The organism is Streptomyces sp. NPDC127117 (assembly GCF_042677325.1).
Lineage (GTDB): Bacteria > Actinomycetota > Actinomycetes > Streptomycetales > Streptomycetaceae > Streptomyces.
Genome location: NZ_JBHXTM010000030.1, coordinates 43,908 through 70,570, shown reverse-complemented (window position 1 = coordinate 70,570; position 26,663 = coordinate 43,908). Strand labels below are relative to the sequence as shown.

Sequence of the window (26,663 nt, the reverse complement as noted above, 5' to 3'; positions counted from 1 at the left end):
GCCGGCCACCACCACACATGGCCACCACGCACGCACCTCCGAGCGGTGCCGGTACCTCACGGACCGGCACCGCTCGGCGGGTGTTCTCCCTCGTCATCGCAGTTGCCGTCCTGGTGCTCGCCGTGCTCGCGAGTGTCATGTTCGGCAGCCGCACCACCTCGTTCGGCGATGTGCTGGACGTCCTGTCCGGCAGCGCGGACCCGAATGTCACCACCATCGTCGAGAGCCGCTACCCACGGACCGCGCTCGGTGTGCTGGCCGGACTCTGCCTCGCCGTCGCGGGCACCCTCATGCAGGGGGTGACCCGCAATCCGCTGGCCGATCCGGGCCTGCTCGGGATCAACGCGGGCGCCTCCGCGAGCATCGTCGCCGCGACGGCGTTCCTGGGGGCGTCGGGCAGCACCGCCACCATGTGGTGGGCGCTGCCCGGTGCGCTGCTCGCGGGTGTGCTCGTCCATGCGATCGGTTCTGCGGGTTCGGGCGGCGGTCTCGTCCGGCTGGTGCTCGCCGGCGCGGTGCTCTCCGCCGTGCTGATGGCGTTCATCCAGGCGGTGACCCTGAGCCGCCCGAAGGTGTTCGACAGCTACCGGTACTGGGTCGTCGGCGCGCTCGGCGGACGGGACTTCGACGTCTTCTGGTCGGTGCTGCCGTTCGCCGTGGCCGGTCTGGTGGTGGCCGCGGTGCTCGGCCCCGGCCTCAACGCGCTGGCGCTCGGCGATTCGACGGCGGCGTCCCTGGGGGCGAATCCGGCACTGGTGCGGGCGGGCGGGCTGCTCGCGGCCACACTGCTGAGCGCGGCCGCGACGGCGGCGGTCGGTCCGATCGCCTTCGTCGGACTGGCCGTTCCGCATGTGGTGCGGGCCGTGGTCGGCGTCGATTTCCGCATGCAGGTCCTTTTCTCGGCGCTGGTCGGCCCGGCGCTGCTGCTCCTCGCGGATGTCGTGGGCCGGGTGGTCATGCGCCCGCAGGAGCTGATGGTCGGTGTCGTGACCGCGTTCATCGGGGCGCCCGCACTGCTCATCGCCGTACGCAGGATGAGGGGCAACGCATGACGTCGCAGGAGGCCGCGGTCCGCACCGCTTCGCCCCGGAAGGTGCTGAGGGCCGGCGGGAGGGTGGCCGTGCCGGTCCGGCGGGTGTCGGTACTGACGGCCCTGGTTCTGCTGGTGCTGCTCATGGCGGGCGCCGTCGCCACGTTGTCGCTCGGGCGGCTCGGCATTCCGCTCGCCGACCTGGCCGGGGCGGTGACCGGCGGGGCCGAGGGCAAGAACGCGTTCGTGCTGGAGCGGCTTCGCGGCCCCCGGCTGACGGTCGCCGTGGGCACCGGTGCGGCACTCGGGCTCTCCGGGGCGCTGTTCCAGTCCGTCACCCGCAATCCGCTCGGCAGCCCCGATGTGATCGGGCTGGCGTCCGGTGCCGGGGCGGGCGCCGCGATCTCCGCGCTGCTGTTCCCGGACACCGTGCCGGTGGCGCTCGGCGCGCTGCTCGGCGCCGTCCTCGCCATGGTGCTGGTGTATGTGTCGACCGGGACCGGGTTCCGCAACCCGGCCCGGCTGGTCATCGCGGGCATCGGGGTCGCCGCGATCGGCACCGCGATCACCCAGTACGTCGTCTACGCCATGGAGCGGGACCGGGCCGCCGTGCTCAGCGCCTACGTCAACGGCAGCCTGTCGGCGCGGTCGTGGGAGGACGCCACCACGATCTGGCTGGTGCTGCTGGTCGTCGCCCCGCTCACCGTGCTCCTCTCCCGGCGGCTGGACATCGGGGAGATGGGCGACGACATCGCGGCCGCGCTCGGCTCCGAGCCCCGCCGCACCAAGACGGCCGCCGTGGTGCTGGCGATCGTGCTCTCGGCGGGGGCGGTCGGTGTCGCCGGCCCCATCGCGTTCATCGCCCTGACGTCCCCGCAGGTCGCCAAGCGGATCACCCGGGTATCCGGCCCCCACCTGGCGCTGTCGGCGCTGACCGGCGCACTGCTGCTGGTGCTGGCGGATCTCTGCGCCCAGCAGCTGCCGCTCTTCGACAACCTGCCCGTCGGCATCTACACGATGGCGATCGGCGGCGTGTACCTCGGCTGTCTGCTGGTACGGGAGTGGCGCCGGGGAGTTCTGTGAGGCGTGGCGCCGTACGCTACTCGCCGCCGAAGTAGCCGTACGGCGCCACGGACACGCCCTCGACGACACACCTCGGGTCGTCCTCGCCGGCCGTAGGGCCCACCTCACGCGCCTCCAGCACGCGCATGGACCAGACGGAGAACCCGGCGTGGAAGTCGTAGCCGATGTCGCACGGCGTGCTGGTGTACCCCTTGGCGTGCAGTTCGGCGACGACGTCGTCGATCAGCCGGTGGGTCAGCCGGATCCCGTCGCAGCTCGCCTCGGCCTCACCGCCCTGCCCGCTGTAGCCGATCTCGACGAGTTCCACGGTGTCGTCGGACGCGTAGGCGATCACGAGCGTCGGTGTGGTGTCGTACACGGCAGGGCCGACGTCGGCGGGGCCGCGACCCGGCCCGCCGACGCGCTCCTCGACCCGGGTCCGGTGGTCACCGATCATGGCGAGGGCGACGCCGCGTCCAGGGATGATCTCCATGTCGGGCATCCTGCCATCGGCGCCCGGGACTTCCTCTCCCGCCCCTCGCACGCCCAGCTCCTCTCCGCCCTCACTCACCACCACTTGAACACGTTCAAGAAAGCTCGTAGAGTCGGCGCCGAGCACAGTTGAACACGTTCAAGTCGGGGGGCGGCGATGTTTGTACTGGTCAATTCGATCGTGATGCTGGGCATGCTGGTGGTGGTCCCCGCGGGACTGCGACTGACCGCTGCGGCCGAGTTGGACCGGATCCGGCGGCTGTGGCCACTCTTCGCCGTTCCCGGCGCCGTCTCGCTGTGGCTGCCGCGCGGCACCGCCGCCACCGCCCTCGCGCTCTGTTATGCGCTCGGCACCGCACTCCTCGCCCTGCACGCCCCGCACCGGCTGCTCCGCAGTCCGTCGAGGTCCACGGCGCCCGCCGAGATCGCCCTGCTCACCGCCCTGGTCACCCCCTCGGTCGCAGCCCTCGCGCTGGTCGCCGAACGTTCGGGGCACCCACTCTTCGGCTTCGGGCTCGGCATCCTCGCGCTGACCGTGCCGCACTTCCACTTCGCCGGATTCGCCGCCGCGCTGGTCGCGGGGCTCGTCTGCCGGGTCGCCGACAGTGGAGCGGGAAGGTTCGCCGCGCTGAGCGTTCCGCTGGGCACCCTGCTCGTCCTGATCGGCTACTTCATCGGGGACTGGGCCGAGCTGGCCGGCGCGGTCGTCCTGACCGCGGGGATGTGGGCCGTCGCCCTCCTCACCTGGCGCTCGGTCCGTACCGGGCAGCGCGACCCGATCACCCGGACGCTGCTCGCCGTCTCGTCCGCCGTACTCGCCGTCACCATGGTGCTCGCCCTGAGCTGGGCGCTCGGCGAGGCCACCGGACTCCCGCATCCCACTCTGGCCTGGATGGCCGCCACCCACGGCCTCGGCAACGCGCTGGGCTTCGCACTCTGCTCGGTGCTCGCCTGGCAGCGGCTGCGCGATCACACCGACCCCGTAGAAAGCAGGACCGCATGAGCTCCCTCAGCTACCCCGAGGCCGGCGCCACCCGCCTCGGCCCGCTTCCCACCGGCTACCACCACCTCCACCACCGGGCCCCGGTCGGGCGCGGCCGGGCCGACCTCGAAGCGGCGGGCGCCGCGGTCACCGGATGGCGCATGCACCGCACCAGCGGGGCCCGGGTCCGCGCCTCGGCGCCCCGTGCGGGGGACGGGGTGCGCGTCCGGGTGTCGCTGGGCATCGGCCCGATCCGGTTCACGGCGCCCTGCCAGGTCGTCTGGACCGTCTACGAGCAGGACCGCATCGGGTTCGCCTACGGGACCGAGGTCAGGCACCCGGAGCGCGGCGAGGAGTGCTTCGTGGTGGAGCTCGCGGACGACGGGACGGTGTGGTTCACCGTCATGGCGTTCAGCCGCCCGGCCGCCTGGTACACCCGGCTCGCCGGGCCCGTCGTACCGGTGCTCCAGCGGTTGTACGCCCGGCGGCTGGGCAGCACACTGCGCCGCATCGTGGACGAGGAGCGCGGCAAGCGGGGCTGAATCGCCGATACTGGAGGTGATGGAGTGGTTCACCGCAGACGGGTACTGGCTCAGCCGGCTGATCTTCCAGCGGGCCCTGGCCGCTGTCTATCTGGTCGCGTTTCTCACCGCCGCGCTCCAGTTCCGGGCGCTGATCGGCGAACGCGGCATGCTGCCGGTACCCGAATTCCTGCGCCGCACCGGCTGGCGAGACGGACCGGGGCTCTTCCGGCTGCATTACTCCGACCGCTTCTTCGCACTCGTCGCCTGGACCGGCTGCGCGCTGGCCGTCGCCCTGCTCGCGGGCGCGGACTCGTACGTTCCGCTCTGGGCTGCGCTGCTGCTCTGGGCCCTGCCCTGGGCGCTGTACCTCTCGATCGTGCAGGTCGGCCAGACCTGGTACGGCTTCGGCTGGGAGTCACTGCTGCTGGAGACGGGCTTTCTCGCCGTCTTCCTCGGCAACGCGCGCACGGCTCCCCCGGTGCTGGTGCTGTGGCTGCTGCGCTGGGTGCTGTTCCGGGTGGAGTTCGGCGCCGGGCTGATCAAGATCCGCGGCGACGAGTGCTGGCGCAGGCTGACGTGTCTGTACTTCCACCATGAGACCCAGCCGATGCCAGGGCCGCTGAGCTGGTTCTTCCACCGGCTGCCGAAGCCCGTCCACCGCGCCGAGGTGGCGGCCAACCATGTCACCCAGCTTCTGGTTCCGGTGTTGCTGTTCACCCCGCAGCCGGTCGCGAGCGCCGCCGCGGGGCTGATGATCGTCACCCAGCTGTGGCTGGTCGTCTCGGGGAACTTCGCCTGGCTGAACTGGCTGACGATCACCCTCGCACTGTCCGCCGTCGACTGGTCCCTGTTCACCGCGCCGCCCGCGCAGTCCGCGCCGCCCCTCTGGTACGAGGTCGTGGTCATCGCGGTGACCGTGCTGGTCGTCCTCCTCAGCTACCGCCCGGCGCGCAATCTGGTCTCCCGCCGCCAGGTGATGAACCGCTCGTTCGACCCCCTGCACCTGGTCAACACCTACGGCGCGTTCGGCAGCATCAGCCGGGTCCGCCTGGAGGTGGTGGTCGAGGGCACGGACGAGCAGGTGCTCCACGAAGGATCCGTCTGGCGGGAGTACGGCTTCCGCGGCAAGCCGGGCGATCCGCGCCGGATGCCCCGCCAGTTCGCCCCGTACCATCTGCGGCTGGACTGGCTGATGTGGTTCGCGGCGCTCTCCCCCGCGTACGCCCGGCCCTGGTTCGGCCCGTTCATGGAGCGGCTGCTGGAGAACGACCGGGACACCCTGCGGCTGCTGCGTCACAACCCGTTCCCCGATGCCCCGCCCGCGCACGTCCGCGCCAGGGTGTACCGCTACCGGTACACGACCTGGCGCGAACTGCGGGCCACCGGGCGCTGGTGGCACCGGACTTACGTACGGGACTTCATGCGCCCCGTCTCGCTCGGTCCTGCCTGGCTCAGCCCGACCAGGCGATCTTGAACACCCAGGCGTGTTTTCCGGTCCGGCGGGCCGCCGCCGGTACGTCGATCACCAGCGAGCCGCCCCGGACACGCCAGTTGAGCGGCCGGTCGTGACCGAGCAGGGTGACCCGGTCACCGCCGCGGACCGGCACCGGCGCCTCGACGGTGAGGGTCGCGCCGGGCCGTGCCAGGGAGTGGATGTAGAACGCCCGGTTCGGCCGCAGGGTGAACCGCAGGTCCTCACCGAGCTGCGGCATCCGTGACCAGTACGTGGTGTCGTAGACCGCCTCCCCGTTGGTCTTCAGCCACTCCCCCGTCTCGCGCAGCCTGCGCTGCATGATGTCGGGGATCGTGCCGTCCGCCCTGGGCCCGATGTCCAGCAGGAAGTTGCCGTTCTTGGAGACGATGTCGACGAGCGAGTGCACGATCTCCTCGGCCGTCATGTACTTCTCGTCCGGCGTCTGGGCGTTGTAGCCGTAGCTGAACGGGTCGAGGCCGCGGCTGGACTCCCACTTGGCGGTGACGATCTGGTCGTACGTCGTGTACTCGGGCGTGGTGAAGTCGTACGCGCCGATCCCGGAGCGGTTGTTGACGGTGACCTCGACCGGGCGGGCCCGGTTCTTCGCGTGGTTGAAGTACTCGGCCAGCACCCGGTGGCTGTCGTTGTCGCCGCCGATGTCGCACCAGAGGATCTCGGGGTCGTACCCGTGGATCAGCTCCAGCATCTGCGGGCCCTGGAACTGGGTGACGTAGTCCTTGCCCGCTGTGTGACCGGTGTACGGGACGGGCTCCAGGGTGTACGGATTGCGCGGGGCGTGGCCCATCCACGGGTGGTCGGGGTTGAACCATTCGGGCATGGAGAAGTACAGCCCGGGGTGGAGCTCGGGGGTGTAGCGGCGCGAGGCGTCGAAGAGCTCCTTGACCAGGTCGCGCCCGGGCCCCATCTTCACCGAGTTGCGGTCCGAGAGCTTGGTGTCCCAGAGCGCGAAGCCCTCGTGGTGCTTGGAGGTGAGGACGTGGTACTGGGCACCGGCGTCCCGGAACAGCTCCACCCAGGAACGCGGGTCGAAGCGTTCGGCGCGGAACCGCGGGATGAAGTCGTCGTAGGCGAAGGACTCGCCGTAGGTCTCGCGGTGGTGGGCGTGGGTGGGGTTGTTGGGGTCCTGCATCTGGTTCCAGTACCACTCGGCGTACTGCGTGCCGACCGGCGCCCAGGCGGGAACCGAGTAGACCCCCCAGTGGATGAAGATCCCGAACTTCGCCTGCTGGAACCAGTACGGCGCCTGGTGGGTGGAGAGAGAGGCGTCCGTCGGTGCGTAGTCGGGGACGCCGAGGGTGAGCGAGCGCCGGACCGTGGCCGCCCGCGCCCCTCGTCCGTGCGCGACAACGTTGCCTTCCCGGGCGGTGCCGGGTGCGGTGCCGGGTCTGCTGCGGATGCCGATGCGGACGCGGGCCTGTTCGCCGGGGGCGAGGCGGCTGACGCGGGCGGGCGCGACGGTACGGGCTCCGGGCACGTCCACGGAGAGGGTGAGGCCGTCGGCGGCGAGGATACCGACGGTGCCGGCGTTGACGACGGTGGCCTCCACGCTCTGGGCACCGGAGTCCAGCAACGAGGTGGTGGAGTGGGCATCACGAAGCGCCAACGCCCTGCCCTGGGCGGCCGGTTGGAGCGAGAGCGCGAAGATGTGCAGGGACGGCTTGCCGGCCTCGGCGGGCTGGGTGGTCGGCAGGGTGAGCGCCACGGCTTCCCTGGCCGGGTCGAGCGGGATCTCGCTGACCGCGATGGACACCGGATGCTGGTCCTTGGCGCCGTCGGCGGTGTAGCGGTACGCGGCGGTGAGGGCGCCGCTGCCGCCGTACCAGTCGGGCCCGCCGAGCAGCGGGGTCGTCGTGGTGCCGTCCGCGTAGTGGACTGTGGCCCTGCCGGACGCGGCGCCGTAGCTGCACGAGGTGAGGAAGAGACCGGAGAGGTAGCGGCCGGGCGGCAGGTCGATGCGCTGGCCGAGGGCGACGACATTGTTCTTGGTCCCGGCCGCGGAGCCGGGGAAGAGGAAGGCGGTGCCGCCGATCTCCCGTTCTCCGGCGGGGAGTTCCTCACCCGGGAAGGTGTAGCCGGATCCGTCGAAGTCGCCGCCGCGGGCGTCGGCGGTGTCGATTCCGTCGTTGTCGAACCACGTGTCGAGAGGCACGGGGACGGCGGCGGGAACGGTGCCCCACCCGCCGCCGTCCGTGCCGGCTCCGGTGCGCGTGACGGCCGCGGGGTGCGGGGCCGCATCGGCGGTGGCGGGGGTGAGCAGGGCGGCGCCGACTGCCGCCCCTGCCGTCATTCCGAGTACATGGCGCCTGGGAAGTTCGGTCATGACATCCGATGATTAGAGCGCGACGCGAACCTGTCAATGCAATCTTCCAGACAGAACGAAACAGGCTTCCCACATCCATCCGATGACTGAGTGAGGACGCGATCGGGTCGGTCTCTCAGGGCCCGACCCCGGCGGCACACGTCACTTGGACTCCTCCCGGGCCCGCAGCAGCTTGGTGATCTGTCTGACGAGTTCGTCGTCGCTGGTCACGGCCTTGCCGGAGACCAGGGCGCCGAGGCGCTCGGCGGTCTGGAAGTCGTAGGCACGCTCCCGGTCCGTACCGGGAACGCTCTCGTACTCGTCCTCCGCGCGGAAGCCGACGGTCAGTTGGACCACCTTCGCGATGATCCAGGTGAGGATGAAGGAGAACGCGATCACGGAGACGATGGCGACGAGCTGCTTGCCGAGCAGCCCCCAGCCACCACCGTAGAAGAGCCCCTTCTTGCCGCTGATCCGCGCGGTGGCGAACAGGCCGACCATGATCAGGCCGATCAGTCCGCCGACGCCGTGCACACCCACCACGTCGAGGGTGTCGTCCACGCCGAAGCGGTACTTGAGCGTGATGGCGAAGGCGCAGACCGCCCCGACGACGAGACCGGTGATGACGGCGCCGAGTGTGTCGACCTCACCGCAGGCGGGGGTGATGGCGACCATGCCGGCCACGGCGGCGGAGACGACACCCATGGTGGTCACCGTGCCGGTGCGCCACTTCTCGACCAGCGGCCAGGTGACCATGGCACCCGCGGCGCCGAGCTGGGTGTTGATGAACGCGGCGGACGCGGTGCCCTGATCGGTGAGCGCCGAGCCGGAGTTGAAGCCGAACCAGCCGAACCAGAGCAGCCCGACGCCGATCACCACGAGCGGAATGTTGTTGGGCCGCTCCTCGCGGCGGGCGAAGTCGCGCGGTGCCCGCAGCACCAGTGCGACGGCGAGCCCGGCGACCCCGGAGTTGAGCTCCACCGGCAGACCGCCGGCGAAGTCCAGCGCGCCGAGGTGCTTGACGATCCACCCGTCCTGGTCGAACACCCAATGGGCGAGCGGGATGTAGACGATGAGCAGCCACAGGACGACGAAGACGAGCCAGCCCTTCATCGTGGCTCGGTCGGCGATCGAGCCGCTGATCAGGGCGACCGTGATGATCGCGAAGCCCATCTGGAACGTGCTGTAGACGTAGGTGGGAATGTGGCCGGTGAGCGTGTTCAGCTCGATGTTGTGCATGAACACGTGGTCGAGGTTGCCGATGAGCCCGGCACCGCCGACGTCCGGTCCGAACGCCAGCGAGTAGCCGATCACCCACCAGATAAGGGTGCCGAAGGCGAGCGCGGCGAAGCTCATCTTGATCATCATCAGGATGTGCTTGGTGCGCACCATGCCGCCGTAGAAGAACGCCAGTCCCGGCGTCATCAGCAGCACCATGGCGGTGGAGGCGAGCAGCCAGGCGGTGTCGCCGGAGTCGTAGGCGGCCGGCATGGGCGCGGGTGCGGTGTACATCGACGGATACCTCGGGGTCGGGGTCGGGGAGGGAAGTCGGGGGATCGGCAGCGGTACGTCACGGCTTGCGCAGGGCAGGGGCGGGGTTGCCGGTGAGCAGTCGGCGCACGGCGTCCCAGGCGGTGTTGTGCGCTTCGGCGACCCTGACCGGGCTGTCGTCCAAGAGCCGGAGCCAGGCGCCGCAGTCCCGGGGCAGCACGCTGACCCCGTACAGGACACCGAGCCCGGTCAGCGCCTCGTGGAGGGTGTCGGCGATCTCGGTTGCCGGGGCGCGGTCGGTGACGACGAAGAGCGACGCCACATGGTCGTGCCCGGCGAACACACCGGGGCCGACGACGCCGTTGCCGCCCGGTCCCGCACCCGGTGCCAGGCGCAGGGTGTCGATGGCGAGGAGGGTGCCGTCGGGCCGGGCGATGTGCAGATCGGTGGCGAGGACCCGGTAGTCGTGGCGCTCGCCGCGGGCGAGCCGCCCGGCGGTCAGGGTGTCGCCGACGACCACGGTGGCGCCCGGTGCGACCGTGACCTCGGTGCGCTGGTAGAACCGCGAGTCCTTGAACGGGATCAGCGGGTCCGGCAGATACTCCACGTAGGCGCCCTCGTCCGCCGTGAGGTGCACGCGCTGGCTCGCGTAGTCGTGCTCCATGCGGAAGACCTTGGTGGCCGCCTGGGTGGTCAGGTGCACCTCGGTGCCGGGGCCGCAGCGGAAGTCCATCCGGTAGCGGTCGGCCTGGGCGATGCCGCCGCCGGTCGCCATCAGATAGACGTAACCCATGCCGGGCATCGCCGGGTCGATCCACAACGGCCGCATGATCTGCAGCGGGGTCTTCTGGTAGCGCTCCACGAGTTCGGTGCGCCCGCCCCGTACGGCGAAGGCCAGATCGAGGATGCCGACCTTGGCCGGGGAACCGGGCCCGAGCGTGTCGGGCACGGAGGCCAGTGCCGCCACGTCCGGGGGGACGCGGACCGCGGTGTAGTAGTCGGGGGCGAGCCGGTCCGGCCGGGGCGACGACGGGGCGGGGCGCATGTCAGATCAGCGCCTTGCGGCGGGATTCGAGGTAGCCCGCGATGTCCTCGATGCCGGTGCCGGTGAGGCAGTCGGTGAGGACGACGGGGCGGTTGTCGCGGACGCGGTGGGCGTCGGACTCCATGACGCCGACATCGGTGCGCACGTACTTGGCGATGTCGATCTTGTTGATGACGAGCAGATCGGAGTCGGTGATGCCCGGACCGCGCTTGCGGGGCATCTTCTCGCCCTCGGCGGTGTCCAGGACGAAGATGAAAAGGTCGACCAGGGCAGGGCTGAAGGTGAGCGTGAGGTTGTCGCCGCCGGATTCGTAGAGCAGCGTGTCGGTGTCGGGGAAGCGCTCCAGCATCTCGGCACCGGCCGCCAGGTTCATCGTGGGGTCGTCGCGCACTGCGGTGTGCGGGCAGGCCCCCGTCTCGACGCCGACGACACGCTCCGGTTCGAGGACGCCGTCGAGGGTCCGGCGGACGTGCTGGGCGTCCTCCTGCGTGTAGATGTCGTTGGTGATGACGCAGGGGTGGTGGCCGCGCTCGATCAGCAGCGGTACGAGCGCCTCGATGAGCGCGGTCTTGCCGGATCCGACCGGTCCGCCGATGCCGACCCGAAGTACGTTGTCGTCCATGGTGCTCCCTGACTCGTGGGGGTGGTTGGATCAGCTGGCGAACAGCCGTGCCTCTGCGCGTTCATGACGGCCCGACATGACGTCCGAGGCGAAGACGGTGGCTCCTACATCCGCGAGTTCGCGTCGCAGTGCCGCCTCCGTGGCCCACTCGATGACGGGTGCGGCGTCCCGCAGCAGGGTCTGTGCCCTGCGGTGGTCGGTGAGCCGCAGCCGCAGGGCGGCACCCGCGAAGCTGGCGCAGAACGCGAACAGGTCCGCGGCGACCGCCTGGCGGACCGGAACACCGGTCGCGGCGTGGATGACGCCGGCGGCCACCGCCTGGGTGCCGGGTGCCTCACGGCGTACGACACGGTCGAAGTGTTCGGTGATCTCCGGGCGGTCGAACACCTCGGCGGCGAGGTCGAGGAGTTGCCGGCCGGTCCGGGTGGCCGCCTGGCGCATCTCGCGTCCCAGCTTGGTGGCGAACAGGTGCTCGTCGATGCGGACGACGGCCGCCGCGTCGCCCGCCCGGGTCGCCCGGTGGGCGAGCGCGAGCGCGGTGGCGTCGGCCGGGCCGACGCCGTGCAGCAACAGGTCCTCCAGCAGCAGCGGCAGGCTCTCCGGGTCCACCGCCCCGGCGTGGGCGAATCCCTCCAGGCTGTGCGACAGCGTGTAGAAGCCGCTCGGGAACGCCGAGTCGGTCAGCTGGAGGCTGACCAGCAGCGGCCCGAGCGCCGGCTCGGGCGTCCGCACCGGGGCGGTGGAGGCGGCCGACGCCGGGGCGGGGTCGCCCAGCGGGTCGCTCTCGTCGCGGTACATCGCCCTACACCAGGAAGTACAGGTGGTTGAGGGGCAGTTCCTCGGCCGGGTCGATGGTGGCGACCTTGCCGTTGAGCGTGACCTTGAACGTCTCCGGGTCGACCTTGATGTCCGGCAGCGCGTTGTTGCGGATCATGTTGTGCTTGCCGATGGTCCGGGTTCCGCTCACCGGAAGGATCTTGCGTTCCAGGCCCAGTTCGGCCGGTACCCCGGCGGCGATACCGGCCTGGGACATGAAGGTGACATGCGTCGCCTGCAGGGCCTTGCCGTACTGCCCGAACATCGGGCGGTAGATCACCGGTTGCGGGGTCGGCAAGGAGGCGTTGGGGTCACCCATCTGCGCCCAGGAGATGATGCCGCCCTTGATCACCATCTTCGGCTTGGCAGCGAACGAGTGGATGGGCCAGAGCACGATGTCGGCGAGCTTGCCCTTCTCGATCGAGCCCACGTGGTCGGAGATCCCGGTGGCGATGGCCGGGTTGATGGTGACCTTCGCGAGGTAGCGCAGCACCCGCTGGTTGTCGTTGCGGGCGGAGTCGCCCTCCATCGTGCCCAGCTTGTCCTTGCAGTGATGGGCGATCTGGAAGGCCCGGGTGACGGACTCACCGACCCGGCCCATGGCCTGCGAGTCGGAGGAGACCATGCTGATCACACCGAGGTCGTGCAGGACCGACTCGGCGGCGATCGTCTCGGCGCGCACGCGACTGTCGGCGAAGGAGACGTCCTCCGGGATGTCGTGGCTGAGGTGGTGGCAGACCATGACCATGTCGAGCAGTTCGTCCACAGAGTTCTTGGTGTACGGCAGCGTCGGGTTGGTGGAGGAAGGCAGTACGTTCGGCTCGCCGGCGACCCGCAGGATGTCCGGGGCGTGGCCGCCGCCCGCGCCCTCACTGTGGAAGGTGTGGATGGTGCGGCCGTCGAACGCGGAACGGGTGTCCTCGAAGAAGCCGCCCTCGTTGAGGCTGTCGGTGTGGATGGCCACCTGGACGTCGTACCGGTCCGCGACGCTCAGCGAGTTGTCGATCACGGCGGGGGTCGCGCCCCAGTCCTCGTGGACCTTCAGGGCGCAGGCCCCGGCCTCGATCTGCTCATTGAGCGCCTCCGGGAGGCTGCCGTTGCCTTTGCCCATGATGCCGAGGTTGACCGGGAAGGTCTCGGCCGCCTGGAGGAAGCGGGCGATGTTGTACGGGCCGGGTGTGCAGGTGGTGCCGTTGGTGCCGTCGGCCGGGCCCGTGCCACCGCCGATGAGGGTGGTGATGCCGTTGGTGAGTGCCTGCTCGGCCTGTTGCGGAGCGATCAGGTGGACATGGGAGTCGATGGCACCCGCGGTGGCGATGAGGTGCTCACCTGCGATGGCCTCGGTGCCCGGCCCGATGACCAGGTTCGGGTGGACGTTGTTCTGCGTCTGCGGGTTACCCGATTTGCCGATGCCGGCGATGAAGCCGTCCTTGATGCCGATGTCGCACTTGACGACACCGACGACGGGGTCGATGACCACGACGTTCGTGATGACGGTGTCGAGTGCGCCCTGGGAGGACGTGGCCTGCGGGTCGGAGGCCATGCCGTCACGCATGGTCTTGCCGCCGCCGTAGACGACCTCGTCGCCGTACAGGCCCTCGCTGTAGTCCTTCTCGACCTCGACGAGGAGGTTGGTGTCGGCGAGATAGAAGCGGTCGCCGACCGTCGGGCCGAACATGTCGATGTACTGCTTGCGCGGCATGATGGACATCAGCGCGAACCCTTCTTCCTTGCCTTGGCGCCGGCGGCGCCCTTGGAGTCCTTGGAGTCCTTGGAGTCCTTGGAGTCCTTCGGGCTCTTGACGCTCTTGGTGCTCTTGGTGCTCTTGGCGCTCCCGCTGTTCCCGGTGCGTTCCTGGGGTGTGTCGCCGCCGCTCTCCTGCGTGCCCTGGAAGCCCAGCTCGATCGCCTTGCGGACGGCCTCCACCTTGATCGGGTGCGAGGCGAGGCTGCCGTTGAGCAGCCCGCTGAAGCCGACGAGCCGACCGGTTCCGGCGTACGCGCACAGCTTCACGTCGCGCGTGCCGCCGGGCTCGATGCGTACCGACGTGCCGGCTGGGATGTCGAGGTGCATACCGAGCGCCTTCTGGCGGTCGAACGACAGTGCCGAGTTGACCTCGAAGAAGTGGTAGTGCGAGCCGACCTGGACCGCGCGGTCCCCGGTGTTGTGCACGGTGAGCTTCACCGTGCGGCGACCGGCGTTGATCTCGATGGGTTCCTTGCCGTGGATGTACCTCTGACGAGGCGTCATGCGGTGCTCCTGATGACTCGGCCCGCACCATGGACATGCGGGTGCGGATGCGTGTGGTGATGTCCGTGACCGTGGTCGTGGCCCTCGCCCGGCGGGTGGGTGTGGGAGTGGCCGTGGTGGTCCGCGGCCGTCAGTCCGGCCGCGATGCCGTCGTCGCCGCGCTCCCCCCGGTGCCGCCGGGCATCGGCCACACGCTCGGCGAGCACCCGGGCCAGCGCCGCGGGAGCGATCAGCGGACCGGCACGTTCGACCCGGATGCCGGGCACGTCGGGCACCGGCGGCTCGGCGAACGCCGCCGGGAGCAGCACCACGTGCCGGGCACCGAGCAGCCCGCAGCGCCGGACCCCCTCGGCCGGGTCCGGGTCTCCCCCGGTGAAGGCGACCTCGACCAGACCGTGGCTCCCGTAACGGCGGACCAGGCTCGCGACCCGGTACAGCTCGGCGTCCTCGAACGGGTCGCCGGCCGGGGCGGTGACGAGCAGCGCGGCGGCCTCCGGGGCGCGGGCCGCCGCCGCGCGCAGCCAGGCGATCAGGTGCTGGGAGGTGCCGAAGGGCTCGGCCAGCACGGTCCCGGCGCGTTCGGCGGCGGGCAGCGCGCGCAGGGTGCGGGCGGTGTCCGCGACGAGCTCCGGATCGCGGCCGAGCGTCATCGGGACGACGCAGCTCCGCTCGCCCCGGCGGCTCAGCGCGGTGACCCTCCGGAACAGTTCGCGCCCGTTGGGCACGACACTCACCTCGGGGTCCACCAGGCCGTGCAGCGCCTCGCCGTACGCGGCCTCGTGGCCGCACACCGCGATCACCCGGCAGCGGTCGGGCATCGGTTCAGCCGCCGATGGGGTCGTGGCAGGACACCAGCTTGGTGCCGTCGACGAAGGACGCCTCGATCTGGAGCAGCCCGAGCATCTCCCGGACGCCCGGCATGGTGTCCTTCTCGCCGATGACGTGCCGGCCGAGTTCCATGCAGTCGGCGACGCTCCTGCCGTCGCGCGCGGCTTCCAGGATCGCCTCGCTGATCAGCGCCACGGACTCGCTGTAGTTGAGCTTGAGGCCGCGGTCCCGGCGCTTGCGGGCCAGGTCGGCCACGACGTACACCAACAGCTTGTCGATCTCGCGCGGTGCGAGGTTCATCGTCAGTACCTTCCTCTGGGATTCGGGGAGGGGCGAAAGGAGCCGGCGGCCGGGCGGTCAGCCGCTCCTGCGGAAGCGGGGCAGCAGGGGGACGGCCGCCATGAGCACCCAGGTCACGAGGATGAAAGGCCAGGTGAAGGTGTGGCCGCCGAACGGTTTGAAGAACGAGGTCAGTGAGGCCGTCAGGCCGGTGGATGCGGCGGCGCCGAAAAGGGCGTAGGCACCGTTCCACACCGTGCCGGTGAGGAAGACCGCGCCGATGGCGATGGCGACGAGCACGGCGTTGTAGCCGTAGATCCCGTTGGCGATCAGTGAGGTGGGGGCGCCGAGCGCCCAGGCGGCGATGATCCCGACGACGCTGCCGGCCGCCGCGTACAACACCACGCGCGCTCCGGAGCAGGCCAGTCCGACGAGCATGATGAGCCCGACGTACCAGGCGTCCACCAGGAAGACCTGCGAGACATTGGTGAAGAAGGCGTGCCACAGGTCGTTCCAGGAGATCGCGGTGTCGCCGCTGGTGGTGCTGGACACGGGCTTGGGCGCGCCGTGCCAGATCCGCCCGAACGACGGGGCACCGAGCACCATGACTCCGGAGACCAGGCAGAACGGTGCGGTGAGCGCGGTCAGTCGGTACGGCGCCAGCAGGGTGGTCAGCGACATCATCAGGATGGTGCACAGGATCGAGCCGATGACCGCGAGCACATAGGTCGCGGGGTGGTTCCCCAGCGAGGTCACCAGCGCGATGCCGGTGAGACAGCCGGAGTAGCCGTGGAGGCCGAGGGCGATGCCGGTCCGGTCGACGCCGAGCACGTAGGCGGTCAGGGTCGAGACGAGGGTGCCCAGGGTGGCGAAGAGGCCGATCCGCCAGCCCGCCGCCCACAGCCCGGCGAGGATGAACGCGCCCGTCCAGATGCCCGGCTGGAGGTCCACCTGTCCGACGCCGCGCACCGACGCCAGGAGGAAGGCGGTCGGTTGCCGGCTTTCGAGCTTCCGGACGGCGTCCGGCTCGGCAATGGGCAAGGGGAGCTCCAACAGCTCGGCGGGCGACGGCCGCCCTCCTGGCGGAGCGCGGAGGGCGGAAATGGCTTATCGCCATCAATGCATATGCCGGACGGGCCTTCTCGCCGTGCGGAGTTCCGGTGCTCCATTCGAGTCCGGAAATGGGCCGTTCCGCGTGCTGCGCGTGTGTCCACGGGCCCGCTCGTTAGGTTCGCCGAATGTCCCCGCGGATGCGACTGCACCACCACACCCACCCCGATCACCATCCCGGAGCGCAGCCGGCCGTCGTGGTGGCCGTCGCGATCGGCGGTGCCGCGGGGACTGCCGCCCGCTACGGTACCGAGCGGATCTGGCCGACCGGCACTTCGGCGTTCCCTTGGACGGTTCTGCTGGTGAATACCGTGGGCTGCTTCCTCATGGGTGTCCTGATGGTCACCTTGAAGCTGCGCTTTCCCGGTTCGCCGCGGCTTCTCAGTCCGCTGCTGGGCACCGGGGTGCTCGGCGGGTTCACCACGTTCTCCCACTACACGGACAATGTGCGGCAGCTCTTCGAGAACGGCAGGCCCGGCTATGCGGTCGGCTGTCTGCTGCTGACGGTCGTGGCGGCCCTGGCCGCCGTGACGGCCGGCGCCTTCGCCACGCATCTGGTCCTCGGACGTGGCTACGCGGCCCAGGACGGCGCCCGATGACCGACTGGCTGCTCGTGCTCGCCGGTGGACTCGCCGGTGCTCCGCTCCGCTATCTGCTCGGTGTGGATGCCAGGTTCCGTCTCCACACCGCGTTTCCGTGGGGCACCTTCGCGGCCAACGCGGGGGCGGCGCTGCTCCTCGGCTTCTTCTCCGAGGCCGTGACCGACGGAGACCTGGGGCCCCGGCTCCAACTGCTGCTCGCCACCGGCTTCTGCGGTGCCCTGTCGACCTGGTCGACGTTCTCGTACGAGCTGCTGACCCTCGCCTCGGCCCGCCGGCTGGCCATGGCAGCCGGGTATCTGGTGCTCACCGTCGCTGCGGGCGTCGGGCTGTCGTTCGCCGGGGTGGCCGTGGCGGGTGCGGTCCTGTGAGACGGCGGTCACCGCAGCCGAACTCCGGCCCGCGCGATGCGGACCGGAGCTCGGCTGCGGTGCTGTGAGGCCGTGTCAGTCGATACCGGGCAGGATGTGCGGCTCGGCGAGATCGTCCTCGTAACCGGCCAGCCGGATCGGTGCGGACCTGGCCCAGACCTCGATGTTCCGGAGCTTCTCGGGCCTGCGGGGCCGGTCTCCGTGCCGTTCGGCAGGTCGCTTCTCTTGCTTCGTCATTTCCGGTGTCGTCACCGCGCACTCCTTTGTGTCGCGTCACCCCGGGCGTCGCCGATGCTCCGGCCTCATCACCGGGAGATCGACCACCCGTATGGGCAGGGGCAAGAACAGTTCGGTCGCGGTGGCGCCGGGTACGGGGCGGGACGGCGACTTGGTTGACAAGCCTGTCCCGGGACGGTCGAGGAAGGTTTGTGGACTCCTCGATTACGTCCGTTCACATCAGGGTAACCAAATGAGCGCTTCCGTGCTCGATGGAACGTGTGCTCTAGGTCACTTTCAGCCACCGGACCAGCCGCCGGATACGGAGAAGACCCGGTCGGGAGCGACTCCCGACCGGGTCAACGACCGTTCATGCACGCCGCATCGGCGGCGACTACCAGTTGGCGGGCGCGTAGTCCTTGAGGAAGCAGCCGTACAGATCCTCGCCCTCCTCGCCGCGCACGATCGGGTCGTAGACGCGTGCGGCGCCGTCGACCAGGTCGAGCGGGGCGTGGAAGCCCTCCTCGGCGAGGCGGATCTTGTCGGGGTGCGGGCGCTCGTCGGTGATCCAGCCGGTGTCGACGGCGGTCATCAGGATGCCGTCCTTCTCGAACATCTCCTGGGCGCTGGTGCGGGTGAGCATGTTCAGGGCGGCCTTGGCCATGTTGGTGTGCGGGTGGCCGGCGCCCTTGTAGCCGCGGCTGAACACGCCCTCCATCGCGGAGACGTTGACCACGTAGGCCCGCTTGGCGGCGGTCGCGGCCATCGCCGGACGGAGCCGGCTGATCAGGATGAACGGGGCGGTGGAGTTGCAGAGCTGGACCTCCAGCAGCTCGATCGGCTCTACCTCCTCGACCGTCTGGATCCAGCTGTTGGTGTCGTGCAGGTCGGGCACCAGTCCGCCCGCGTCGATCGCCGTCCCGGCGGCGATCCGCTCCAGCGACGCGGAGCCGGTGACCAGGGCCAGCTCGGTGACGTCCTGCGCGCTCAGGCCCTCCTTGCGGGCGGCCGGCAGGGCCGCGACCCGGTCGACGGTGCCGCTGCCGAAGGTGCCGATGACCTCGGCGGCGGGCAGCTCGCCCGCCGGGAGCGGTGCCGACTCGGCGTTGACCAGCTCGCTGTACGCGTTGGCGGAGCGGCGCACGGTCTGCGCCGCGTTGTTGATCAGAATGTCCAGCGGGCCCTCGGCGGCGACCGAGTCGGCGAGGGCGACGACCTGGGCGGGGTCGCGCAGGTCGATGCCGACGATCTTCAGCCGGTGGATCCACTCGTCGCTGTCCGGCATCGCCTTGAAGCGGCGGATCGCGTCGTTGGGGAAGCGGGTGGTGATGGTGGTGTGGGCCCCGTCGCGCAGCAGCCGCAGCGCGATGTACATGCCGATCTTGGCCCGGCCGCCGGTCAGCAGCGCGCGCCGGCCGGTGAGGTCGGTCCGGGCGTCGCGGCGCGAGCGGTTCTCCTTCGCGCACTGCTGGCAGAGCTGGTGGTAGAAGGCGTCCACCTCGACGTACCGGGTCTTGCAGATGTAGCAGGAGCGGGGCCGCTGGAGCACCCCCGCGATCTCGGCGCGGGCGGACGACGACGGCAGGACGCCCTGCGTCTCGTCGTCGATCCGCTCGGCCGAGCCGGTCGCGGTGGCCTCGGTGACCGCCTTGTCGTGGGCGGTCTTGGCGGCGCGGCGCTCCTGGCGGCGGCGCTGCTTCACCGTCCGGTAGATCCCGGCCGTGGCGCGGCGCACGAGGATGGCGTCCGGGTGGTCGATCTCGATGCTGTCGAGTTCGTCGAGCACGCTCAGGCAGACGGCCAGCCGCTCCGGGTCGATACCGGTACCGAACTCCTCAGTTCCGGGAGCGAACTCCGGGCTGTCCTCTGTCACCGTCATTGCCGTTCCTCTGTCATCCGTCTCTCGTGGCGCCGACCGCCGTACCTGCTCCTGCCGGGCCGAACGCCCCGATCAAGTCTGCCATGCACCGGCCGCTGCTCCGTTCGCGTGACTTCCCGCACGGCGCCACGGCCGATCGGCGCGGACGCCGACGGCCGCGGGCCGCCCGCGCCCCGCCGTCTCCTCCACGGATCGGTCACATATGCTTCGCTGCCATACGGCCGGGGTGGGCCGTGCCGTACGTACAAGGGGGGGTGCAGTGTGACCGGGCTCCCCGCGGGCGGCTCTCCGGCGAAACCCGTGCGTTCGGACGCCATCCCCGTACAGCCGGGTCCTCCCCCGGTCGGCAGTGGTTCGGTCTGGGACGTCGACGCCGTGATCCTGCTGGTCGAGGACGACGCCGGCGATGCGCTGCTGGTCGAGGAGATGCTCGCGGACAGCGAGCTGGACTCCGCGCTGACCTGGTGCAAGACGCTGGCGGAGGCACGCCGCTTCCTGGCCGGGAGCCGGACCCCGTGCTGTGTGCTGCTCGATCTGCATCTGCCCGATGTGTTCGGCCTGGACGCCGTCACCCAGCTCGTCGAGTCGGCCCCGGACGCGGCCATCGTGGTGCTGACCGGCCGGGCCGAGGCCGATACGGGCCTGTCGGCCGTGGCGACCGGTGCCCAGGACTACCTCGTCAAGGGGCGGCTCGATCCGGAGGCGCTGGGCCGCTCGGTCCGGTACGCCCTCCAGCGCAAGCAGGTCGAGCGGGCGGCGGCGGCGCTGCGTGCCAACCGTCTGATGGCGCAGGAGAACGCCCGCCTGGAGCGCGGTCTGCTGCCGGTGCCGCTGCTGCTCGACGATTCCTTCGAGGCGGTCGCGCGGTACGAGCCGGGCCGGGCGCACGCCCTGCTCAGCGGGGACTTCTACGACGTGGTGCAGACGTCCGACGGCACGGTGCACGCGGTGATCGGCGATGTGTCGGGGCACGGGGCGGCAGAGGCGGCGCTGGGGGTGTGTCTGCGGGTGGCGTGGCGTACGGCGGTGCTGTGCGCGACCGGCCAGCTCGAACAGGTCCGGCTGCTGGAGGAGATCCTGGTCGCCGAGCGCTCCGACCCGCATGTCTTCGCGACCGTCACCTCACTGGCCTTCGACCCCGACCGGCGCCGGGTGCGGGTGGTGCGGGCCGGGCACCCCGGGCTGCTGCTGCGCGGCGGTGCCCGGGTGAGCTGGGAGGAGCCCGAGCCCGGGATGGCGCTGGGTCTGGTGCCGGGTACGGGGACCGGGCGGTGGAGTGCCTCGGAGCTGTCGCTGCCCGGGGACGGCCGGCTCGTACTGTTCACCGACGGGCTCTTCGAGGGGCGTTCGGGGCCGGGCTCCCGGCTGGGCGAGGAGGGGCTGCTCGCCATGGCCCGCAGGCACGGGGCGCTGGCGGCCCGGGATTTCGTGGACACCCTGGTCGACGAGGCCGCCGCGGCGGCGTCCCCGTACGGCGGTCTCGCCGACGACGTCGCCGTGCTCCACCTGGGCTGGGGACGGAGCGGCGCGCGATGAGCGGCCGCGACGCCCCGCCGGACACCCGGCCCGGGATTGCCTCGCGCCTGTCGGTCCAGCGCTGGGTCCATCTGATACTCGCCGTGTTCGTGCTGATCCTCTGCGCCGGTGCGATCGTCGGCGGCCTGGTGCAGTCCCGGATATCCGACCGCACCACCGACCTGGTGGACCGCATCCAGCCCGCCCGCTCCTCTTCCTTCCAGCTGCAGAACGCCCTGCTGGAACAGGAGACCGGGGTCCGCGGCTTCGCGCTCACCGGTGACGCGACCTTCCTGCGGCCCTACGAGGAGGGGATGCGGGACGAGAGCCTGCGGCTGGCCCGGGTGCGCGCGCTCGTCGGGGACGAGCAGCCCTTCGCCGACGATCTCGACCGGATCGCCGCAGCCGCCCGGGAGTGGCGCGGCCGGCACGCCGAGCCGCTGGTCGCCGCGGTCCGCCGGGACGGTCCGGCCTCCGAGTCCTCGGCCCCGATCCGGCAGAGCAAGGACGAATTCGACACGCTGCGGCGGCTGTACAAGGCCCAGCAGGCCCATCTCGACGCGGCGCGCGACCTGGCCCGCGCCGATCTCGGCACCGCCCGCACCACCCGGGACCGGGTGTTCATCGCGCTGGCCGTGGGTTTCCTGGCGGCCGTGGCCGCGCTGGGACTGCTGCTGCACCGGATGGTGGGACGGCCGCTGAGCCGGCTGGCCGCCGCCTCCGACACGGTCCGGTCGGGGGCGTTCAGCAACCGGATCGAGGTCGGCGGACCGTCGGACGTTCGGGCGGTCGCGGCGGCCGTCGAGGACATGCGCCGCCGTATTGTCGGGGAACTCGCCGATTCCCAGGAGCGCGAACAGCTGCTGGCCGAGCAGGCCCAGGAGCTGCGCCGGTCCAACGCGGAGCTGGAGCAGTTCGCCTATGTCGCCTCGCACGATCTGCAGGAGCCGCTGCGCAAGGTCGCCTCGTTCTGCCGGCTTCTGGAGAAGCGGTGCGCGGAGTCGCTGGACGGCCGGTCCCGGCAGTACATCGACTACGCGGTCGACGGTGCGACCCGGATGCAGGTGCTGATCGACGATCTGCTCGCCTTCTCCCGCGTGGGGCGGGTGCACGACAAGTGGAAGCCGGTCGGCCTCGACCGGACGCTCGACCGCGCGCTGGCCGATCTCGCGCTGATCGTCGAGGAGTCCGGAGCCACGGTCGTACGGGAGTCCCCGCTGCCCGAGGTGACCGGGGACGCGACGGCGCTCTCCATGGTCTGGCAGAACCTGATCGGCAACGCGGTGAAGTTCCGCCGGCCTGACGTGCCGTGCCGGATCACGGTCGGCTGTGTCCAGCAGGGCGAGGACTGGCACTTCTGCGTCTCGGACAACGGGATCGGCATCGCGCCGGAGTCCGCGCAGAAGGTCTTCGTGATCTTCCAGCGGCTGCACGGCAGGGACGAGTACGAGGGCACGGGCATCGGCCTGGCGCTGTGCCGGAAGATCGTCGAGGTCCACGGGGGCCGGATCTGGCTGGACGAGGAGCCCTTGGACGGCACCCGGATCCGTTTCACGCTGCCGGTCTCTCACGCCGCGCCCGCGCGCTCCGCCACGGAGCAACCCCTCGCGGACCCGGCAGCCGGGCGGGCCGGCCATGGCTGAGATCTGCCGGGTTCTCCCCGGAGTGGGACCGTTCGTCGCGGGTAGGCGGACGTCGAGAAGCTGTCACCGAACACCCCTGCGTCGCCCTGGCTGGAGCACATGAACGAACAGGTCACCTCGCGACCGGCCGGCCGCCCCTGCCCGGACCGGTCCACGGAGGTTCTGCACAGCGCCGAGGTGTTCGACGGCGAGCCCGGCTGCATCGCGCAGGCCCGGGCACTGGCCGACCGCTTTCTGGTCCGGCTGGCCGCCGAGTGGCTCGCGGTCTTCGGTGAGCACACCCGCACCGATCTGCTGCTGGCGGTGAGCGAGCTGGTCACCAATGCGGACCGGTACAGCCAGGGCCCCTATCTGCTGGAGCTGGAGGGCACCGCGGAGCGCGTCAGCGTCACGGTGTACGACTCCAGCACCGCCCTGCCGCTGTTCTACTCCCCCGACCCGACGCGCCCCGGCGGCCACGGCATGGAGATCGTGGTGGCGCTGTGCGACCGGCTGACCGCGGAGCGGGTGCCGGTGGGCAAGCGCATCCGGGCCGAGTTCGAACTGAGCAGCTGAGCTGTGGGGCGGGCGGGACGCCGCCCGCCCCACGACCAGGTCAGGTGGCGGGGCACCCCGCCACGACCGGGTTCGACGCGTCGCGGACGAGCGCTTCCTGCGCCGCCCGGATCCGTTCGACGTCGGGTTTCACGATCCGGCGGTCGTAGGTGAGCAGTCCGTTCAATTCACCCTCGACGTCCGAGATCTGGGTGTAGACGGCGCCGTTGCTGCCCTTGCAGGCGAGCTTGCGCACTTCGTCGAGCCGGGCCAGATAGTCGTCGGTGTACGTGGCCGGGTCGACCGCGATGTACGACTGCTGTACGGCCCAGGCGTGCCCCGGCACGGCCAGGCCCAGCCCCCCGTACTCACCGCTGACCAGGGCACGTCTCCCGTCGGGCTGCGGCAGCGCGGGGCTCGGGTAGCCGTGCGCGTCGGCGATGTCGCCGTTGCCGCCGTCCACCGCGCCGCAGCAGTTGAGGCCGCTCATGTTGTTCACCGGCCGGGTCGGATCCCAGGACTTGGCCTGGTCCGCGATGCGGGCCTGGTCGTACTGGCCCCAGCCCTCGTTGAAGGTGACCCACATGACGACGGACGGATGGCCGGCGTGTTCGTCGATCATCTCCTTCATCTCGCGCTCGTACTCGGCACGGGCGGCGGTGGTGGGGTTGACGGTGTTCATCGCGGGCATGTCCTGCCAGACCAGCAGGCCCAGCCGGTCCGCCCAGTAGAACCAGCGGTCGGGCTCGACCTTGATGTGTTTGCGTACGGAGTTGAACCCCATCGCCTTGTGCATCCTCAGGTCGTACGCGAGGGCCTCGTCGGTGGGCGCGGTGTGCAGCCCGTCGGGCCAGAAGCCCTGGTCGAGGGTGGCCATCAGGAAGACCGGCTTGCCGTTGAGGACGGTGCGCGGGGTGCCGTTCACCTTCTCCACGGCGATCGACCGCATCCCGAAGTAGCTCCCGACCCGGTCCGCTCCGACGCGGACCTCCAGCCGGTAGAGATGCGGGTCGGCGGCGGACCACAGATGCGGGTCGGGCACCGGCAGGTCCAGTGCGGCACCGGTGCGTCCGCCGGCGGTCGCGACCTTGCGTTCCCCGTCGTACGCGGTCGCCGTGACGGGCACCCCGTCCCGTACCCCGCGCACCTCGACGGCGAGCTTCTCGCCCCGGACGTCGGGGGTCAGCTTCAGCGAGTCGGCGTGGTCGGCGGCGACCGGCTCCATCCACACCGTCTGCCAGATCCCGGACGACGGGGTGTACCAGATGCCGCTGGGGTCGAGGCGTTGCTTGCCCATCGGCGGGTTCTCGCCGTCGGCCGCGTCGGTCGGGTCGTGGACACCGACGATGAGTTCCTGGGTGCGGCCGGGCTTCAGCGCATCGGTGACGTCGGCGCTGAACTTGTCGTAACCGCCCTTGTGTTCGGTGACCTTTCTGCCGTTGACGTACACCTCGGACTGCCAGTCAACGGCCCCGAAGTTCAGCTGGAGCCGTTTGCCGGAGCCGACCTTCCAGTCCCCGGGCACGGTGAAGGTGCGGCGGTACCACATCCGGTCCTCGTGCCGCTCGATCCCGGAGAGCTGCGATTCGACCGGGTACGGCACGAGGATCTTCTCGCCGAGCTTCCTGCCGGTGGGGGGCCGCTCCCCCGCCTTCGCCGCGGCGAACTCCCAGGAGCCGTTGAGGTTCTGCCAGTTGTCCCGGGTGAGCTGGGGCCGGGGATACTCCGGCAGCGCGTTGTGCGGGCCGACCTCGTCGGCCCACGGGGTACGCAGCTCGTACGTGGAGCGGTTCGGCCCGCCGGCCCAGAAGGCCCCGACGGCCTTTCCGTCCTCCCCGGCCAGGGCGCCCGCGCCGTCGTAGCGGACATCGGCGAGCCCGGTGGCGTCACCGGCCCTGTTTCCGACGACGGGTTCCTTCAGCGCCACCGTCAGGCTGCGCGGGTCGGCCGGATCGGCCTCGACCGCGCCGAGCGGCCACTCGGCGCCGCCGATGACGGCGTCGAGGTGGTTCACCAGCCCGGCGGGCGGGGGTGCGAGCTTCTGCGCGAAGTCCAGCTTGAGCGTGCGGCCGTCGGCGAGGACGGTGGCGGCGACGGCCCCGTCGTACGCGAAGCCGTCGGGCAGCCGGAAGGCGGACTGCGGCACCGGCACCTTGCTGCCGCCGGGTTCGGTCCACTTCAGGTGGAGGTTGGATCCGCCCTGGTGCTCGAAGAACTCCACCTTGAGGTCGTACGCCCGGCCGGCGGTCAACTCCACGGGCGGCGAGGTCTGTTCCTTCTCCCAGTCGTCGACCCAGTGGTCGATGACCGGCCTTCCGTCGATCCAGAGCCGGAAGCCGTTGTCCCCGATCATCGAGAAGAGATGGGTGCCGGTCTTCTCCGGCACGATCTTCCCGGTCCACCGGATGCTCACGTCGTCGTTCTGCCCGGTGGCCGAGGACAGCCGGGGCTCCAGCGTCGGGAAGTCGATGTCCGGGTCGAATCCGGTCGCCCGGAGCTGCCCGAAGTCGAAGGCCCCGGGGGCGGACTGGGTGTAGTACTCGCCCTTCAGACCATGCACGTCGCCGGGGTCGGGAGCGGCCGATGCGGTGGGCACGGCGGTCAGTCCGGCGGCGCCGAGAGCTGCGGCGAGAAGCAGTACCGGTTTCTTTCTGATGCGCACGGAATCCTCCTGGCTGAGGAAGGGTGGCGGCTCGTTGCTGCACGATGTACAACGTTGGAAGGAACGGCAGTTGGCATGACAGCACGACATCCGAGCCCGTGTCCAGGTGCATGACAAGCAGGGAACGGCGGTGGCGTCAGATGCTTCCGGGTCCGGCGCCTTCGAAGACGCAGTCCCCGCACAGGCCACCGGCCGGTGTGCGGTAGTACAGACAGCAACTGCGGCGGCGGAAGGCCGCGTCGTGCGGGGCTCCGGTGTTCCGGAGGTCCGGGTGGTCGAAGAGTTCGGCGGCCAGTGCGCGGGCCCTCGCCGCCGCGTCGGGGCGGTGGTGGGTGCGTGCCCAGGCGAGGAGCTGCCGCAGGGCTCCGGCCAGCGCGGACCCCGCGTTGCCCCACAGCAGCCGGTCGGACAGCGGGCCCTCCCGGTGGATCGCCTCGGCCAGGGGTACGAGGTGGCCGTGCTGGACGACTTCACGGATCCGGCAGGCGGTGGCGGGCAGCGACTCCCTGCCGTCGAGCCACAGGTCGTCGGGGGCCGGGAGCAGGCCGTCCCAGTGGAGGGCGCCCGGCGAAAGGGCGGGGAAGCGGCCGGTCAGTGCCGCCGGTCCGAGTGCGACCGACCAGAGCCGGGAGGCCAGCCCCAGGTGCGCGATCGAGACGGCGACCCTGCGCTCGGAGGTGTCCAGCCGGGCGGAGACCGTGTCGATCCGGGCCGTGAGCGGGGCCTGCTCACCCGCGTACAACCGCGCGAGCGGGCGGTGCGCCCCGTCGGGCGGCGCGGTGGTCCGCAGCGCGAAGAATCCGCCCGGTGAGGCCGCTGTGGTCCCGTCCATCGCACGTGCTCCTTCCCGGCGTTCCGGCCACCGGTCCCGACTGCGCGGCCACGCCGGCATGCCACGGCCCGGCGCTCACCGTAACCC

At 70.8% G+C, this 26,663-nt stretch carries 25 protein-coding genes; 10 read left to right on the top strand and 15 right to left on the bottom strand.

What is annotated here, in order from left to right:
* Nucleotides 1–17 precede the first annotated feature (17 nt).
* Together ACFVH0_RS25205 and ACFVH0_RS25200 are read left to right on the top strand one after the other, a co-directional pair.
* Nucleotides 18–1,052, top strand: a complete 1,035-nt coding sequence (locus tag ACFVH0_RS25205) for a FecCD family ABC transporter permease (protein ID WP_385823593.1) — start codon at nucleotides 18–20, stop codon at nucleotides 1,050–1,052.
* The gene (locus ACFVH0_RS25200; protein ID WP_385823591.1) at nucleotides 1,049–2,113 is read left to right on the top strand and encodes a FecCD family ABC transporter permease; all 1,065 of its coding nucleotides are present in this window, start codon (nucleotides 1,049–1,051) and stop codon (nucleotides 2,111–2,113) included. The genes ACFVH0_RS25205 and ACFVH0_RS25200 overlap by 4 nt, the downstream gene beginning before the upstream one ends.
* A 16-nt stretch (nucleotides 2,114–2,129) precedes the next feature.
* On the opposite strand, the gene ACFVH0_RS25195 is transcribed toward ACFVH0_RS25200, so the two are convergent.
* Nucleotides 2,130–2,585, bottom strand: a complete 456-nt coding sequence (locus ACFVH0_RS25195) for a hypothetical protein (protein ID WP_385823589.1) — start codon at nucleotides 2,583–2,585, stop codon at nucleotides 2,130–2,132.
* Nucleotides 2,586–2,741: 156 nt separating this feature from the next.
* Here ACFVH0_RS25195 and ACFVH0_RS25190 point away from each other — a divergent pair, with 156 nt between their 5' ends.
* The 3 genes from ACFVH0_RS25190 to ACFVH0_RS25180 are packed head-to-tail and all read left to right on the top strand — an operon-like array spanning nucleotide 2,742 to nucleotide 5,564.
* Entirely contained in the window at nucleotides 2,742–3,587 is an 846-nt protein-coding gene (locus tag ACFVH0_RS25190; RefSeq protein WP_385823587.1) for a YndJ family protein, read from the top strand.
* A complete protein-coding gene (locus ACFVH0_RS25185) occupies nucleotides 3,584–4,108 on the top strand; it encodes a DUF1990 family protein (RefSeq protein ID WP_385823585.1) in 525 nt (174 codons plus the stop codon). The genes ACFVH0_RS25190 and ACFVH0_RS25185 overlap by 4 nt, the downstream gene beginning before the upstream one ends.
* A 19-nt stretch (nucleotides 4,109–4,127) precedes the next feature.
* Nucleotides 4,128–5,564 (top strand): lipase maturation factor family protein, encoded by a 1,437-nt coding sequence (locus ACFVH0_RS25180; protein WP_385823583.1) that lies wholly within the window; start codon nucleotides 4,128–4,130, stop codon nucleotides 5,562–5,564.
* Here ACFVH0_RS25180 and ACFVH0_RS25175 read toward each other — a convergent pair.
* The 10 genes from ACFVH0_RS25175 to ACFVH0_RS25130 all read right to left on the bottom strand — a co-directional run bounded on the left by ACFVH0_RS25175 (nucleotide 5,542) and on the right by ACFVH0_RS25130 (nucleotide 16,256).
* Nucleotides 5,542–7,905 (bottom strand): alpha-L-fucosidase, encoded by a 2,364-nt coding sequence (locus ACFVH0_RS25175; RefSeq protein ID WP_385823581.1) that lies wholly within the window; start codon nucleotides 7,903–7,905, stop codon nucleotides 5,542–5,544. The genes ACFVH0_RS25180 and ACFVH0_RS25175 overlap by 23 nt on opposite strands.
* Nucleotides 7,906–8,046: 141 nt before the next feature.
* Entirely contained in the window at nucleotides 8,047–9,396 is a 1,350-nt protein-coding gene (locus ACFVH0_RS25170) for an ammonium transporter (protein WP_385823579.1), read from the bottom strand.
* 58 nt (nucleotides 9,397–9,454) lie between these two features.
* A complete protein-coding gene (locus ACFVH0_RS25165) occupies nucleotides 9,455–10,420 on the bottom strand; it encodes an urease accessory protein UreD (RefSeq protein WP_385823577.1) in 966 nt (321 codons plus the stop codon).
* 1 nt (nucleotide 10,421) lies between these two features.
* Nucleotides 10,422–11,042, bottom strand: a complete 621-nt coding sequence (gene ureG, locus ACFVH0_RS25160; protein WP_385823575.1) for an urease accessory protein UreG — start codon at nucleotides 11,040–11,042, stop codon at nucleotides 10,422–10,424.
* Nucleotides 11,043–11,072: 30 nt separating this feature from the next.
* Nucleotides 11,073–11,840: an urease accessory protein UreF gene (locus tag ACFVH0_RS25155; protein ID WP_385823573.1), complete on the bottom strand. Its 768-nt coding sequence runs from the start codon at nucleotides 11,838–11,840 to the stop codon at nucleotides 11,073–11,075.
* Between the two features lie 4 nt (nucleotides 11,841–11,844).
* A complete protein-coding gene (gene ureC, locus ACFVH0_RS25150; protein ID WP_385823571.1) occupies nucleotides 11,845–13,569 on the bottom strand; it encodes an urease subunit alpha in 1,725 nt (574 codons plus the stop codon).
* Complete coding sequence (locus ACFVH0_RS25145) at nucleotides 13,569–14,108, bottom strand: urease subunit beta (RefSeq protein ID WP_385823569.1); 540 nt, start codon at nucleotides 14,106–14,108, stop codon at nucleotides 13,569–13,571. The genes ureC and ACFVH0_RS25145 overlap by 1 nt, the downstream gene beginning before the upstream one ends.
* A complete protein-coding gene (locus ACFVH0_RS25140; protein ID WP_385823567.1) occupies nucleotides 14,105–14,926 on the bottom strand; it encodes a cobalamin biosynthesis protein CbiX in 822 nt (273 codons plus the stop codon). Before ACFVH0_RS25140 ends, ACFVH0_RS25145 begins: the two co-directional genes overlap by 4 nt.
* A gap of 4 nt (nucleotides 14,927–14,930) precedes the next feature.
* Nucleotides 14,931–15,236 (bottom strand): urease subunit gamma, encoded by a 306-nt coding sequence (locus ACFVH0_RS25135; RefSeq protein WP_342280936.1) that lies wholly within the window; start codon nucleotides 15,234–15,236, stop codon nucleotides 14,931–14,933.
* A gap of 57 nt (nucleotides 15,237–15,293) precedes the next feature.
* A complete protein-coding gene (locus ACFVH0_RS25130) occupies nucleotides 15,294–16,256 on the bottom strand; it encodes an urea transporter (protein WP_385823565.1) in 963 nt (320 codons plus the stop codon).
* Between the two features lie 197 nt (nucleotides 16,257–16,453).
* On the opposite strand from ACFVH0_RS25130, the gene ACFVH0_RS25125 reads away from it, so the two are divergent.
* Nucleotides 16,454–16,924 carry a fluoride efflux transporter FluC gene (locus ACFVH0_RS25125; RefSeq protein ID WP_385823563.1) on the top strand — a complete coding sequence of 157 codons (471 nt, stop codon included), beginning with the start codon at nucleotides 16,454–16,456 and terminating at the stop codon, nucleotides 16,922–16,924.
* Complete coding sequence (locus ACFVH0_RS25120) at nucleotides 16,921–17,295, top strand: fluoride efflux transporter FluC (RefSeq protein WP_385823561.1); 375 nt, start codon at nucleotides 16,921–16,923, stop codon at nucleotides 17,293–17,295. Before ACFVH0_RS25125 ends, ACFVH0_RS25120 begins: the two co-directional genes overlap by 4 nt.
* A 75-nt stretch (nucleotides 17,296–17,370) precedes the next feature.
* On the opposite strand, the gene ACFVH0_RS25115 is transcribed toward ACFVH0_RS25120, so the two are convergent.
* Nucleotides 17,371–17,532 (bottom strand): hypothetical protein, encoded by a 162-nt coding sequence (locus ACFVH0_RS25115; protein ID WP_385823559.1) that lies wholly within the window; start codon nucleotides 17,530–17,532, stop codon nucleotides 17,371–17,373.
* A 373-nt stretch (nucleotides 17,533–17,905) separates the two neighbouring features.
* Entirely contained in the window at nucleotides 17,906–19,390 is a 1,485-nt protein-coding gene (locus ACFVH0_RS25110; protein WP_385823557.1) for an SDR family NAD(P)-dependent oxidoreductase, read from the bottom strand.
* A 261-nt stretch (nucleotides 19,391–19,651) separates the two neighbouring features.
* Here ACFVH0_RS25110 and ACFVH0_RS25105 point away from each other — a divergent pair, with 261 nt between their 5' ends.
* The 3 genes from ACFVH0_RS25105 (at nucleotide 19,652) to ACFVH0_RS25095 (ending at nucleotide 23,103) form a co-directional block, all read left to right on the top strand.
* Nucleotides 19,652–20,926, top strand: a complete 1,275-nt coding sequence (locus tag ACFVH0_RS25105; RefSeq protein ID WP_385823555.1) for a PP2C family protein-serine/threonine phosphatase — start codon at nucleotides 19,652–19,654, stop codon at nucleotides 20,924–20,926.
* Complete coding sequence (locus tag ACFVH0_RS25100) at nucleotides 20,923–22,548, top strand: ATP-binding protein (protein WP_385823552.1); 1,626 nt, start codon at nucleotides 20,923–20,925, stop codon at nucleotides 22,546–22,548. The genes ACFVH0_RS25105 and ACFVH0_RS25100 overlap by 4 nt, the downstream gene beginning before the upstream one ends.
* Nucleotides 22,549–22,647: 99 nt before the next feature.
* The gene (locus ACFVH0_RS25095; protein ID WP_385823550.1) at nucleotides 22,648–23,103 is read left to right on the top strand and encodes an ATP-binding protein; all 456 of its coding nucleotides are present in this window, start codon (nucleotides 22,648–22,650) and stop codon (nucleotides 23,101–23,103) included.
* Nucleotides 23,104–23,143: 40 nt separating this feature from the next.
* Here the strand turns inward: ACFVH0_RS25095 and ACFVH0_RS25090 are convergent, their stop codons facing one another.
* Both ACFVH0_RS25090 and ACFVH0_RS25085 read right to left on the bottom strand, forming a co-directional pair.
* Nucleotides 23,144–25,834 carry a PA14 domain-containing protein gene (locus ACFVH0_RS25090; RefSeq protein WP_385823549.1) on the bottom strand — a complete coding sequence of 897 codons (2,691 nt, stop codon included), beginning with the start codon at nucleotides 25,832–25,834 and terminating at the stop codon, nucleotides 23,144–23,146.
* A gap of 46 nt (nucleotides 25,835–25,880) precedes the next feature.
* Entirely contained in the window at nucleotides 25,881–26,576 is a 696-nt protein-coding gene (locus ACFVH0_RS25085; protein ID WP_385823547.1) for a (2Fe-2S)-binding protein, read from the bottom strand.
* Nucleotides 26,577–26,663 lie beyond the last annotated feature (87 nt).

Bases quoted from the DNA above. Each gene is read 5' to 3' on its own strand.
- ACFVH0_RS25205 (WP_385823593.1), top strand. From the start codon at position 18: ATGGCCACCACGCACGCACCTCCGAGCGGTGCCGGTACCTCACGGACC.
- ACFVH0_RS25200 (WP_385823591.1), top strand. From the start codon at position 1,049: ATGACGTCGCAGGAGGCCGCGGTCCGCACCGCTTCGCCCCGGAAGGTG.
- ACFVH0_RS25195 (WP_385823589.1), bottom strand. From the start codon at position 2,585: ATGGAGATCATCCCTGGACGCGGCGTCGCCCTCGCCATGATCGGTGAC.
- ACFVH0_RS25190 (WP_385823587.1), top strand. From the start codon at position 2,742: ATGTTTGTACTGGTCAATTCGATCGTGATGCTGGGCATGCTGGTGGTG.
- ACFVH0_RS25185 (WP_385823585.1), top strand. From the start codon at position 3,584: ATGAGCTCCCTCAGCTACCCCGAGGCCGGCGCCACCCGCCTCGGCCCG.
- ACFVH0_RS25180 (WP_385823583.1), top strand. From the start codon at position 4,128: ATGGAGTGGTTCACCGCAGACGGGTACTGGCTCAGCCGGCTGATCTTC.
- ACFVH0_RS25175 (WP_385823581.1), bottom strand. From the start codon at position 7,905: ATGACCGAACTTCCCAGGCGCCATGTACTCGGAATGACGGCAGGGGCG.
- ACFVH0_RS25170 (WP_385823579.1), bottom strand. From the start codon at position 9,396: ATGTACACCGCACCCGCGCCCATGCCGGCCGCCTACGACTCCGGCGAC.
- ACFVH0_RS25165 (WP_385823577.1), bottom strand. From the start codon at position 10,420: ATGCGCCCCGCCCCGTCGTCGCCCCGGCCGGACCGGCTCGCCCCCGAC.
- ureG (WP_385823575.1), bottom strand. From the start codon at position 11,042: ATGGACGACAACGTACTTCGGGTCGGCATCGGCGGACCGGTCGGATCC.
- ACFVH0_RS25155 (WP_385823573.1), bottom strand. From the start codon at position 11,840: ATGTACCGCGACGAGAGCGACCCGCTGGGCGACCCCGCCCCGGCGTCG.
- ureC (WP_385823571.1), bottom strand. From the start codon at position 13,569: ATGTCCATCATGCCGCGCAAGCAGTACATCGACATGTTCGGCCCGACG.
- ACFVH0_RS25145 (WP_385823569.1), bottom strand. From the start codon at position 14,108: ATGACGCCTCGTCAGAGGTACATCCACGGCAAGGAACCCATCGAGATC.
- ACFVH0_RS25140 (WP_385823567.1), bottom strand. From the start codon at position 14,926: ATGCCCGACCGCTGCCGGGTGATCGCGGTGTGCGGCCACGAGGCCGCG.
- ACFVH0_RS25135 (WP_342280936.1), bottom strand. From the start codon at position 15,236: ATGAACCTCGCACCGCGCGAGATCGACAAGCTGTTGGTGTACGTCGTG.
- ACFVH0_RS25125 (WP_385823563.1), top strand. From the start codon at position 16,454: ATGTCCCCGCGGATGCGACTGCACCACCACACCCACCCCGATCACCAT.
- ACFVH0_RS25120 (WP_385823561.1), top strand. From the start codon at position 16,921: ATGACCGACTGGCTGCTCGTGCTCGCCGGTGGACTCGCCGGTGCTCCG.
- ACFVH0_RS25115 (WP_385823559.1), bottom strand. From the start codon at position 17,532: ATGACGAAGCAAGAGAAGCGACCTGCCGAACGGCACGGAGACCGGCCC.
- ACFVH0_RS25110 (WP_385823557.1), bottom strand. From the start codon at position 19,390: ATGACGGTGACAGAGGACAGCCCGGAGTTCGCTCCCGGAACTGAGGAG.
- ACFVH0_RS25100 (WP_385823552.1), top strand. From the start codon at position 20,923: ATGAGCGGCCGCGACGCCCCGCCGGACACCCGGCCCGGGATTGCCTCG.
- ACFVH0_RS25095 (WP_385823550.1), top strand. From the start codon at position 22,648: ATGAACGAACAGGTCACCTCGCGACCGGCCGGCCGCCCCTGCCCGGAC.
- ACFVH0_RS25090 (WP_385823549.1), bottom strand. From the start codon at position 25,834: ATGTCGTGCTGTCATGCCAACTGCCGTTCCTTCCAACGTTGTACATCG.
- ACFVH0_RS25085 (WP_385823547.1), bottom strand. From the start codon at position 26,576: ATGGACGGGACCACAGCGGCCTCACCGGGCGGATTCTTCGCGCTGCGG.